At 68.1% G+C, this 11,163-nt stretch carries 10 protein-coding genes; 2 read left to right on the forward strand and 8 right to left on the reverse strand.

Features of this window, described 5'->3' with window-relative positions; translation table 11 throughout:
* Nucleotides 1–59: 59 nt before the first annotated feature.
* Nucleotides 60–749 (forward strand): TetR/AcrR family transcriptional regulator, encoded by a 690-nt coding sequence (locus tag AWB94_RS15420; RefSeq protein ID WP_062660172.1) that lies wholly within the window; start codon nucleotides 60–62, stop codon nucleotides 747–749.
* Nucleotides 750–762: 13 nt separating this feature from the next.
* Here the strand turns inward: AWB94_RS15420 and leuA are convergent, their stop codons facing one another.
* Complete coding sequence (gene leuA / locus AWB94_RS15425) at nucleotides 763–2,559, reverse strand: 2-isopropylmalate synthase (RefSeq protein ID WP_062660173.1); 1,797 nt, start codon at nucleotides 2,557–2,559, stop codon at nucleotides 763–765.
* 203 nt (nucleotides 2,560–2,762) lie between these two features.
* On the opposite strand from leuA, the gene AWB94_RS15430 reads away from it, so the two are divergent.
* On the forward strand, nucleotides 2,763–3,683 hold the full coding sequence (locus tag AWB94_RS15430; RefSeq protein ID WP_131805457.1) for a hypothetical protein: 921 nt from the start codon (nucleotides 2,763–2,765) through the stop codon (nucleotides 3,681–3,683).
* Nucleotides 3,684–3,722: 39 nt separating this feature from the next.
* Here AWB94_RS15430 and AWB94_RS15435 read toward each other — a convergent pair whose 3' ends face one another.
* The 7 genes from AWB94_RS15435 to AWB94_RS15465 all read right to left on the reverse strand — a co-directional run bounded on the left by AWB94_RS15435 (nucleotide 3,723) and on the right by AWB94_RS15465 (nucleotide 11,141).
* Nucleotides 3,723–4,367, reverse strand: coding sequence for a type II toxin-antitoxin system RelB family anti-toxin (locus AWB94_RS15435; RefSeq protein WP_062660175.1), 645 nt, complete (start codon nucleotides 4,365–4,367; stop codon nucleotides 3,723–3,725).
* A gap of 18 nt (nucleotides 4,368–4,385) precedes the next feature.
* Nucleotides 4,386–5,573: an NAD(P)/FAD-dependent oxidoreductase gene (locus AWB94_RS15440; protein ID WP_062660176.1), complete on the reverse strand. Its 1,188-nt coding sequence runs from the start codon at nucleotides 5,571–5,573 to the stop codon at nucleotides 4,386–4,388.
* Nucleotides 5,563–6,873 (reverse strand): FMN-binding glutamate synthase family protein, encoded by a 1,311-nt coding sequence (locus tag AWB94_RS15445; protein ID WP_062660177.1) that lies wholly within the window; start codon nucleotides 6,871–6,873, stop codon nucleotides 5,563–5,565. Before AWB94_RS15445 ends, AWB94_RS15440 begins: the two co-directional genes overlap by 11 nt.
* Nucleotides 6,873–7,562: a GltB/FmdC/FwdC-like GXGXG domain-containing protein gene (locus tag AWB94_RS15450; protein ID WP_062660178.1), complete on the reverse strand. Its 690-nt coding sequence runs from the start codon at nucleotides 7,560–7,562 to the stop codon at nucleotides 6,873–6,875. The genes AWB94_RS15445 and AWB94_RS15450 overlap by 1 nt, the downstream gene beginning before the upstream one ends.
* A complete protein-coding gene (locus AWB94_RS15455; RefSeq protein WP_062660179.1) occupies nucleotides 7,550–8,419 on the reverse strand; it encodes a class II glutamine amidotransferase domain-containing protein in 870 nt (289 codons plus the stop codon). The genes AWB94_RS15450 and AWB94_RS15455 overlap by 13 nt, the downstream gene beginning before the upstream one ends.
* Before the next feature lie 19 nt (nucleotides 8,420–8,438).
* Nucleotides 8,439–9,743 carry a type III glutamate--ammonia ligase gene (gene glnT, locus AWB94_RS15460; protein ID WP_062660180.1) on the reverse strand — a complete coding sequence of 435 codons (1,305 nt, stop codon included), beginning with the start codon at nucleotides 9,741–9,743 and terminating at the stop codon, nucleotides 8,439–8,441.
* Between the two features lie 138 nt (nucleotides 9,744–9,881).
* Nucleotides 9,882–11,141 carry an ammonium transporter gene (locus AWB94_RS15465; protein WP_062660181.1) on the reverse strand — a complete coding sequence of 420 codons (1,260 nt, stop codon included), beginning with the start codon at nucleotides 11,139–11,141 and terminating at the stop codon, nucleotides 9,882–9,884.
* Nucleotides 11,142–11,163 lie beyond the last annotated feature (22 nt).

Below are 11,163 nucleotides of genomic sequence, written 5' to 3' on the forward strand. Positions count from 1 at the left end.
GCACCGGTCATGCCCGCTTCCGTCCGACACCGCGCTAAAACATACACCGTTTGTTTAAGATGTGCACGCGGTCCGAAGGCTCGGCATACCGGTTGTACGCTGAGTCCGCATTCGAGAGGAGAACGGTCATCGCTCGACCATCCCGGCCCATCCTCAGCCGTGACCTGATCGCCCGCACCGCGCTGGCCCTGGTGGATCGGTACGGCGCCGAAGGTGCCAGCATGCGGCGGGTCGCCCAGAAGCTGAACGTCAATCCGGCCTCGCTCTACAACCACGTGCCCGACCGCGCGGCGATGGTCGAAGACGTCCGAGCCTTGGTGTCGGCGAAGATCGACTCCACACCACTGCGCGAACTGCCATGGGAGCAAGGGCTGGTCGCGTGGGCCCGGTCGTACCGGTTGGCCTTCTCGAACCATGCCCGGGCGGTGCCGCTGCTCATGACCACCCGGGCGTCCGCGCCGGTGTTGCTCGCGGGGTACGAGGACTTCGTGGTTGCGGCCGAAGCCGTCGGTTGGGCCAGATCCGAGGTGCTGCCACTGCTGACGGCCTTCGAGTCGTTCATCCTCGGCAGCGTGCTGGACATGTCCGGGCCGAGCGTCATGTTCGACCCGACGGGGCAGGAGCAGCGGTTCCCGCGCTTCACCGCCGCCTACGCGACACTGCAGCACCAGGAGTCCGACGACCCCATCGCCACCCGGGCTTTCGAGCGGGGGCTGGCGATGCTCGTCGCCTCGGCCCGCCCCAGCTGAAGGCCGTGCTCGGCTAAGCCCGGGCCGCGCGGTTCACCGCGGACACCACCGCGCGCAGTGAGGCCGTGGTGATCGAGGTGGCAATGCCCACGCCCCACACCGTCTTGCCGCCGATCGAGGCCTCCACATAGGCGGCGGCCTGTGCTTCCTCACCCGCGGACATGGCGTGCTCGGAGTAGTCCAGCACGTTGACCTGGTACCCGATGGCGCCCAGCGCGTCGCAGAAGGCGGCCAGTGGCCCGTTGCCGGCGCCGACGATCTCCCGTTCCTCGCCGTCGACCAGCACCGTGGCGGTGATCTTGTCGGTGCCACCGTCGACCTCGGCGGCCTCCACCTTCTGCCGGATGCGCTCCAGCGGGGTGATCGGCGCCAGGTATTCGTCGGCGAACACATCCCAGATGGCCTTCGGCGACACCTCGCCGCCTTCACCGTCGGTGATCTCCTGGATGGCCTTGGAGAACTCGATCTGCAACCGTCGCGGCAGCACCAGTCCGTGGTCGGCCTTCATGATGTAGGCCACCCCGCCCTTGCCGGACTGCGAGTTCACCCGGATGACGGCCTCGTAGGTGCGACCGACGTCCTTGGGGTCGATCGGCAGGTACGGCACCTGCCACAGAATGTCGTCCACATCGGCGTCCTGCTCGTCGGCCGATACCTTCATCGCGTCCAAGCCCTTGTTGATGGCGTCCTGGTGGCTGCCCGAGAACGCGGTGTACACCAGGTCACCGCCGTAGGGATGCCGCTCGTGCACCGGCAGCTGGTTGCAGTACTCCACGGTGCGGCGGATCTCGTCGATATTGGAGAAGTCGATCTGCGGGTCCACCCCGCGGGAGAACAGGTTCAGGCCCAGCGTCACCAGGCATACGTTTCCGGTGCGTTCGCCGTTGCCGAACAGGCAGCCCTCGATCCGGTCCGCCCCGGCCTGGTAGCCCAGTTCGGCTGCGGCGACACCGGTTCCGCGATCGTTGTGCGGGTGCAGGCTCAAGATGATGGAGTCCCGTGGCGACAGGTGACGGTTCATCCACTCGATCGAGTCCGCGTACACGTTGGGCGTGGCCATCTCCACGGTGGCGGGCAGGTTGACGATCAGCGGCCAGTCCGGGGTGGGCTCGACGATCGCGGCCACCGCGTTGCACACCTCGACGGCGTACTCCAGCTCGGTGCCGGTGTAGGACTCCGGCGAGTACTCGAAACGCCACTTCGTCTCGGGATACTTCTTGGCCTCTTCGACGCACATCCGGGCACCGTCGGTGGCGATCTTCTTGACCGCGGCCCGGTCGGCGCGGAACACCACCCGCCGCTGCAGGATCGACGTCGAGTTGTAGAAGTGCACGATGGCCCGCGGGGCGCCCGCGCAGGCCTCGAACGTCTTCTCGATCAGTTCGGGCCGGCACTGCGTCAGCACCTGGATGGTGACATCGTCGGGGATGGCGCCCTGCTCGATGATCTCGCGGACGAAGTCGTAATCGGTCTGGCTGGCCGACGGGAAGCCGACCTCGATCTCCTTGTAGCCCATCCGTACCAGCAGGTCGAACATCCGGCGCTTACGGGCAGGGCTCATCGGGTCGATCAGGGCCTGGTTACCGTCGCGCAGGTCCACCGCACACCAGCCGGGGGCGTGGGTGACGACCTTGTCCGGCCAGGTGCGGTCGGGCAGCGTGATGGGCTCTACTTCTTCGGCGAAGGAGCGGTACCGGCTGACGGGCATCGCCGAGGCGCGCTGGGTGTTCCAGGCGGGCTGGCCGTCGCGGCGGGGACCGGCGGGGGTGGTGATGGTGCGGGCGGACGTGTAGGCGTCTGGGCTGTTCATGGTGGTTTGCTCCGGAGTCTCTGGGAATCGATCCCGTGGATTTCAGACCGGCGCATCGCGAAACCCCCGCGACGGGTTGCCGGTCTGGTCAGACCCCGTCGCGGCGTCCGAGAAGGAGCACCCGCTGCACGTGGGTTACTGTACTCCGCATAGCTGTGGCGCCAAAACCCCGCTCCCCGCGGTCAGTGCTGGTCCTGTTTCTCGTGACGGCACTCGGCCTTGCGGGATGTGTTCGGGTCGTCGACCCGGTGCCGCTTGCCGCCGGCCCCGATTCCGGCTTCTTCTTCGCCGGTTCGGTGCCCACCTACGGACACCCGGTGAGCCCCGCCGAGCACAACCGGCTGGCGTATCTACGGGCGCTGCGCCGGGTCGATCCGTGCGGCCTGCTGACCCGCGAGTCACTGGCCAAGATCGGTGAAATCGGCGCTGTCGGAACCATGTTCGCGTTCGACGAATGTGATGTCGATATCAAGATGGCCGGTGCCACCGCCCGGCGCTACATCAGCGTCGCGGTGGAACTGAGCACCCTCGACCATGCGGCGTGCCAGTACGTGGCACCGCTGCTGCTGTCCCGGCTGCCCGGCGCCCCACCACTGCCCGGACCCGTGCAGCCGGTGCTGCGGATCACCCCCATCACCGACCAGCCCTGCGATTTCGCCGACACCGTCGGCCGCTCGACGGGTCCGCTGCCGGAGGCGGATCGGCCGCCGATCCGGGACGGTGTGGGGGTCTATCCGGTCCGGCTGGCCGAGCGCGACCCCTGCGAGATCGTGCCGACGCTGTCGTCGGCGCGGTGGGATATCGGCGCGTCGCGGGCACACATGTGCGCCTTGACCCTCACCGACGGCACCGCCATCCGGCTCACCCTGCAACCGCAATTGTTCGAACCGGAGTCCGACAACAGGCTGCGGCAGAGCCGCGACGGGGTGGTCGCGTTCGTCGACACCCAGCTGTGCGCGGCGAGCGTATTCCTCGGTCCGCCGATGCTCCGCAAGCTGCTCGGTGGCGATTATCTCCAGCCCGGCGACGTGGTGATCCGGCCCGCCGTGACGGTGGAGAGCACCCCGCCGCGGTGCGGCACCGTCACCGGTATCGCGGTGGCGGCGGCCAAGCTGTTCGGGTGAGCCTCCGCTGATCGGGGGTCGCCTACCCGGATCGCTGATTCACACCTGCGCATCCGGGAAGGCGATCACCGACAGGAAACGGATCGGCAGCTCCACCAGATCTATCGGCCCGTGCGCGCCTTCGCCGTCCATCTGCAGGGAGTCGCCCGGGTGCAGCCGGTACACCGAGCGGCTGTGGCTGTAGTCCATGACGCCCTCGAGCATGAAGATGAACTCGGTACCCGGATGCTGGAACAGCGGATAGGTCCGGCTCTTCTCGGTGAGCGTCACGTGCAGGCATTCGAGCCGCTTGTGCTCGCCGCGCAACGAGCTGAGCAGCTGGTATTCGTGGCCCTCCTTGGTGCCGTTGCGCACGATCCGCGCCCCGGTGCCGGCCTGCACGAACGCCGCGGGTCGCTCCACGTCGGCACCGCGGAACAGGCTGGTCACCGGCACGTCCAGGCCCTTGGCCAACAGCGCCAGCGTGGACAGGCTGCAGGACGTCTGGGCGTTCTCGATCTTGGACAGCATCGCCTTGGAGATACCGACCCGGGTGGCCATCTCCGCCACGGTCAACCCCTGGGCCAGCCGCAGCTGGCGCACGTTGCGGCCGATCGCCGCCTCGAACTCCAGCTCGTCGGACGGCACCTGGGGGTCCCGGTCGCGGGCGGTGCCGGAGTTCCGAAGCAGCGGGACGTCGCTCATGTGTCGACTCGCTCCCCTCTAGCGCATCTCGCCCGCGCCGACGTACGGGTACGGGCTCCTGAGAAGATCTTGCTCGGCGAACCGGGACAACCGGAAATCGGATTCCGGGATGCGCGGGTCGGCGCTGCGCCCGTCCACCACCAGATCGGCGATCAACCGGCCGACGGCGGGGGCGATCTTGAAGCCGTGCCCGCTGAACCCGGCCGCCACGATGAGCCCGTCGATACCGGTCGTCGAGATCACCGGATTCCAGTCCGGGGTGACGTCGTAGCACCCGGCGTAGCTGCCGGTGATCGCGGCGTCGGTGAAGCCCGGGAACCGGGTGCCGACCTTGTCGACGGTGACGTCGATGAACGCATCGGTGGCCCGGTTCAGGTAGTCGTCGGGGTCCGCGGTCTCGCCGTGGGCCAGATCGCTGTTGCCGAACAGGATTTCGCCGCCCAGCTCGGGGCGCACGTACTGCAGCGAGACCAGATCGGAGAACACCGGCACCTTGCCGATGTCCAGGCCGGGGGCGATGGTGACGATCTGCTCGCGCACCACCTCGATCGGCACGTCCAGCCCGTACCGGGCCAGGAACGGCCGGGTCCACACTCCGGTGGCGACGACGACCGTGCCCGCCGCCACGTCGGTGCCGTCGGCCAGCCGCACCCCGGTGACGCGACCGCCGTCGATGAGCAGGTCGGTGACGGTGGTGCCCTGCCGGACCCGGACGCCGGCCGCCCGTGCCGACACCGAGAAGGCCTGTGCGGTCTGGTAGGCGTCGCCGTAGCCGCCGCGGGCCTCCCAGCCGAACGCCGCGAACGGTTCCAGATCGGCCCACGGCCACAGCGCGGCGACGTCGGCGCGGTCGATCTCCTCGGTCTGCACCCCGACGGCGCGTTGCGCGGCCAGGCTCTTGCGCAGGTTCTCGACATTGGGCTCACCGACGCCGACGACGTAGCCCGTCTGTCGGAAACCGATATCGGTCCCGAAGATCTCCTGCGCCTTCTCGAACACCTCCAGCCCCACCGTGGCCATCGCCGCCAGTGAACTGACCCCGTAGTGGCAGCGCACGATGCCGCTGGACTTACCCGTCATCCCCGATCCGACGGTATTGCGTTCGGCGACAAGGACATCGGTGATCCCGCGCTGGCTTAACGCCCAGGCGGCCGCCGCCCCTTCCAGCCCGCCGCCGACGATGACGACATCCGCGCTAATGCTCATGACCGGGAATCCAGTTCGTGCCGGCCAGCGGGACCCGCGCCATGGCGGCGGCTTCGATGGTGATCGCGACCAGATCCTCGGGCTCCAGGTGGGTGACGTGCGCCTTGCCGCACGCCCGGGCGATGGTCTGGGCCTCCATGGTCAGCACCCGCAGATAGTTGGCCAGCCGGCGGCCGCCTTCGACCGAATCGAAACGGGCGGCCAGCTCCGGGTCCTGCGTGGTGATACCCGCAGGGTCACGACCGTCCTGGAAATCATCGTAGAAACCCGCTGCGCTGCCGAGCTTTTCGTACTCGGCGGCGTAGCGCGGGTGGTTGTCCCCGAGCGCGATCAGCGCCGCGGTGCCGATGGCCACCGCGTCCGCGCCCAGGGCCAGGGCCTTGGCGACGTCGGCGCCGGACCGGATGCCGCCACTGACGATCAACTGCACCCCGCTCGGCCCGCCGCGGTGCACACCGAGTTCCTGCAGCGCCTGCACGGCCTGCGGGATCGCGGCCAGCGTCGGGATCCCGACGTGCTCGATGAACACCTCCTGGGTGGCCGCGGTGCCGCCCTGCATGCCGTCGACCACCACCACGTCGGCGCCGGCGTGCACGGCCAGTTTGACGTCGTAATAGGTGCGAGTCGCACCGACTTTGACGTAGATCGGCTTCTCCCAGTCGGTGATCTCCCGCAGCTCGTTGATCTTGATGGTGAGATCGTCCGGGCCGGTCCAGTCCGGGTGCCGGCATGCCGAGCGCTGGTCGATGCCCTCGGGCAGGGTGCGCATCCCGGCCACCCGCGGGGAGATCTTCTGCCCCAGCAGCATTCCGCCGCCGCCGGGCTTGGCGCCCTGACCCAGCACCACCTCGATGGCATCGGCCTTGCGCAGGTCGTCGGGATTCATCCCGTACCGCGACGGAAGATACTGGTACACAAGGTGCTTGCTCTGCCCGCGCTCCTCGGGGGTCATACCGCCGTCACCGGTGGTGGTCGACGTGCCGGCTTCGCTGGCGCCGCGGCCCAACGCCTCCTTGGCCGGGCCGGACAGCGCGCCGAAGCTCATGCCGGCAATGGTGACCGGAATATCCAGGTGCAGTGGGTGTTTGGCGTGCCGTCCGCCGAGCACCACGTCGGTGCCGCAGCGCTCCCGGTACCCTTCCAGCGGATAACGGGACATCGACGCGCCGAGGAACAGCAGGTCGTCGAAATGCGGCAGTGGGCGTTTGGCGCCCCAACCGCGGATGTCGTAGATACCGGTCTCGGCCGCCCGCTGGATATCGGCGATCGTGTTTCGGTCGAAGGTGGCGGATTCACGCATCAGTAGGCACTCGCATTGTCGACGTGGAAGTGGTAGAGGGTCCGCGCCGATCCGTACCGGGTGTATTCGGCGGTGTCATCGGCATAGCCGGCCGCGGCGAGCAGTTCGGCCAGTTCGGCGTGGTGTTCGGGCCGCATCGGTTTGGCCACGCAATCGGCCCCGAGGGAGGCGACCTCGCCGCGCACGTAGAGCCGTGCTTCGTAGATCGAATCGCCAAGGGCTTCACCGGCATCGCCGCGTACCACCAGGCGCCCGGCTTGGGCCATGAACGCACTCATGTGACCGATGCTGCCACCGACCACGATGTCGACACCCTTCATCGAGATACCGCAGCGCGCCGCGGCGTCGCCCTCGATGACCAGCAGCCCACCGTGGGCGGTGGCCCCGGCCGACTGTGAGGCGTTGCCCTTCACCCGCACCGACCCGCTCATCATGTTCTCGGCCACGCCGGTGCCGGCATTGCCGTCGATGGTGACGTGGGCGTGCTGGTTCATGCCTGCGGCGTAGTAGCCGACATGCCCTTCGACGGTCACCGTGATCGGCGCGTCGAGTCCGACGGCAACGTTGTGCGCGCCGTCGGGATGGGTGATGACGAACTCACCGGTCACACCCGGCTTGTGTAGTGCGGCATTGACCTCGCGCAGCGGCATGCCGTGCAGATCGAATCCCGTCAGGGTCACCTGGTCCATGCGTACACCACTTCCGGCTCGGGTTCCCAGATCTTGGCTTCTTCCACTCCCGGCAGGCCCGCCAGCGCGCGGTACTCGCTGGCCATGGCCACCCAGTTGGGCGTCTCGGCGATCACCGCCGGTTTGCATGCGATGGCGTCGCGCACCACCGCGAAGGAGTCGCGGTTGGACACCAGCAGTGTGTAGAAGCCGTCGAACGTGGCGCACAGCTCCTTGAGTGCGCTCTCCACGTCCCGGCCCGCGGCCAGCTGTTCGGCCACGAATCGCGCGCCCACCTCGGTGTCGTTCTCACTGTCGAATTGAACTCCGGCCCTGCGGAGTTCGCGGCGAATGGTGGCGTGGTTGGCGAACGACCCGTTGTGCACCAGACATTGTTGCGGCCCCACGGTGTAGGGGTGGCAGCCCGACGGGGTGACCGCGGATTCGGTGGCCATCCGGGTGTGCCCGACACCTTGCCAGCCCTGGGCCTTGGCCAGGCCCCACCCGTCGGTCAGCGCGCGCGGGTTGCCGACGCCCTTGAGCACCGCCAGGTCGGCACCGAACCCGGCCACCAACGCCTCGGGGTAGGCCGCCCGCACCCGCGCCAGCAGATCCTCGGAGGAGGTGTCGGCCGTCAGGAGATACGTCGAATCGGCCTGTACCACCGCAACATCGGGGCCCAGGTCGGGGGCCATCTCGATATCGGTGACCGATACGCAGCCCTTCCCCGGCGGCGACCACACCGGGTCGCCGTATACGGCCACCCCGGCCGAATCCGAGCCGCGGTCGGCCATTTCACACAACATCCCGGTGAGCAGTTCACCCAGCCGGGGGTAGAGCTCCGGTGTGCGCAGGTGTAGCCCCACGATCCCGCACATAGGTTGTCTCCCTTTGTTTTCAGAAGGCGGTCAGATAGGAGTCGACCTCCCACGGCGCGACGGTGCCGTGGTAGGTGAAGAACTCTTCGCGTTTGATGCCGGCGAAATACGACGCGACGCCCGCACCCGCGGTGTCGAGCACCCCGGTGATCACCGCGTCGGTCTCCAACTCGTCGACGGCGTGCAGCAACGTGGGCGGCAACGTCGACGGCCCCTGGGCGCCGACATCACCGGGGTCCAGGCTGCGCTTGATGCCGTCGATACCGGCCCCGAGCGCGGCCGCGATCGCCAGGTACGGATTGGCCGCGCCGTCGCCGCCGCGGAGTTCGACGCGCTGATTGTCCGGCACCCGGATGTAGTGGGTGCGGTCGTTGCCGCCGTAGCTCGGTTTGCGCGGCGCCCAGGATGCTCCCGAGGCGGTGCTGGTGGCGCCGGTGCGCTTGTAGGAGTTGACGGTGGGCGCGACGACGGCCTGCAACGCACAGGCGTGATCCAGGATGCCGCCGATGAATCCGTATGCGGTGTCGGACAATCCGAGGCCCCGGGCGTCCTGTTCGGCCGGGAACACCGGGGTGCCGGCGCTGGTCAGCGACAGGTGCAGATGCAGCCCGTTGCCGGTGCGATCGGCGAACGGTTTGGGCATGAAGGTGGCGACCATGCCGCGTTCGGCGGCGATCATCGACAACAGGTAGCGCAGCGTGATCACCCGGTCGGCGGTGGTGAGGGCGTCGGCGAACTGGAAGTTCTGCTCGAACTGTCCGTTGCCGTCCTCGTGGTCGTTGGCGTAGTTGGACCAGCCCAGCGTGTTCATCGCGGTGGAGATCGCGGTGAGGTGGTCATACATCCGGGTGACGCCCCGTGCGTCGTAACAGGGTTGGGCCGCGGTATCGGCGGCGTCGGCGGTGACCAGGGTGCCGTCGGCCGCGCGGCGCAGCAGGAAGTACTCGACCTCCGCACCCACCCACGGCTCGAAGCCGGCGTCGGCCACCTGCTCGATGAGCCCCTTGAGGATGATCCGCGGCGCGTACGGCCACGGCTCGCCCTGAACGTGCGGGTCGCAATGCACCAGGGCCAATCCCTCCTTGATGAACGGGATCGGGGTGAACGACGCCGGGTCGGGCAGGGCCATCAGGTCGGGGTCCTTGGGCTGTTGCCCCATGGCGCCGACGGCATACCCGGCGAAGCCGACCCCCTCGGTGGCCAGCTGGTCGACGGCTTCGACGGGAACCAGTTTGGCGCACGGCTTTCCGCGCAGGTCGACGAACAGGGCAAGGATGAAGGTGGTACCGGATTGCTGGGCTTGGGTGGCTAGATCGGGCGGCATGACTGTCTCCTAATGGGAACCAGAGTATCTTACGGTGAAACTTCGATGGGCCAAAGAAAGCCCGGTGACCAGCCGGCGCAGGAGCGCTGCGCCGGCTGGAGCCGGGTCCTGATTGCTCCTCGCGTCCGCGGGTGTAGGTCAGGCGGACGCGAGCTCGTAGGCCGCGTCCCGGTGGACGTGGGTGTCGATGCCCTTCTCCTCTTCCTCGGGCGAGATGCGGATGCCGATCGTCTTCTTGATGGCGAAGGCGATGACATACGCGATGACGAAGGAATAGGCCATGACCGCCGCGGCGGCGATCGCCTGCTTGGCCAGCTGGCCGAGGCCGCCGCCGTAGAACAGACCGTTGGTGGCATTGGGCATGGAATCGCTGGCCAGCAGGCCGATCATCAACGTGCCGATGACGCCACCGACGAGGTGCACGCCCACCACGTCCAGTGAGTCGTCGTAGCCGAACTTCTCCTTCAGCCCCACCGCGAATGGGCAGATGGCCCCGGCGACCAGGCCCAGGATGATCGCGCCGACCGGGGTGACCGCGCCACACGCGGGGGTGATGGCGACCAGGCCGGTGATGGCACCGGCCGCGGCGCCGACCCCGGTGACGTGACCGTCCTTGAACTTCTCGACGGCCAGCCAGGCCAGGGTGGCCGCGCAGGTGGCGACGAAGGTGGTGACCATGACGATGGCGGCCGAGTTGCCGGCGGCCAGGGCCGAACCGCCGTTGAACGCGTACCAGCCGGCCCACAGCAGCCCCGCGCCCAGCAGGGTCAGCGGGACGTTGTGCGGCTTGCGCAGCTGGCCCCAGTTGGCGGCCTTGCCGAGCACGATCGCGACCGCCAGCGCGGCCGCGCCGGCGTTGATGTGCACGGCGGTGCCGCCGGCGAAGTCGATGGCCTTGAGGCTGTTGGCGATCCAGCCGCCGACCGAGTCCTTGGTGACGACGCCGTCGAAGGCGAACACCCAGTGCGCGACCGGGAAGTACACCAGCACCGCCCACAAGGTGGCGAACAACATCCAGGCGCCGAATTTCATCCGGTCGGCCGCGGCGCCGGAGATGAGCGCGACGGTGATGGCCGCGAAGAGCGCCTGGAACAGCGCGAACAGGCTCACCGGCAAGCCGTTGATGGTGGTCTGCGATTCCAGGAGATCCTTCATGCCGGCGAACTCGGTGAGGCTGCCGACCAGGCCGGATTCGCCGATGGAGGTGCCGAAGGTCATCGAGAAGCCGAACAGCACCCAGAGCACGCCGACGATGGCGACCGCACCGAAGGTCATCATCATCATGTTGGTCGAACTCTTCACGGAGACCATGCCTCCGTAGAACAGTGCGAGGCCGGGGATCATCATCGTGAGGCCGATGATGCAACAGAGCATGAATGCGGTGGTTCCGGTATCCATATACATCTCCTGAGGGGGCGCG

The organism is Mycolicibacterium canariasense (genome assembly GCF_002101555.1).
GTDB classification, from domain to species: domain Bacteria; phylum Actinomycetota; class Actinomycetes; order Mycobacteriales; family Mycobacteriaceae; genus Mycobacterium; species Mycobacterium canariasense.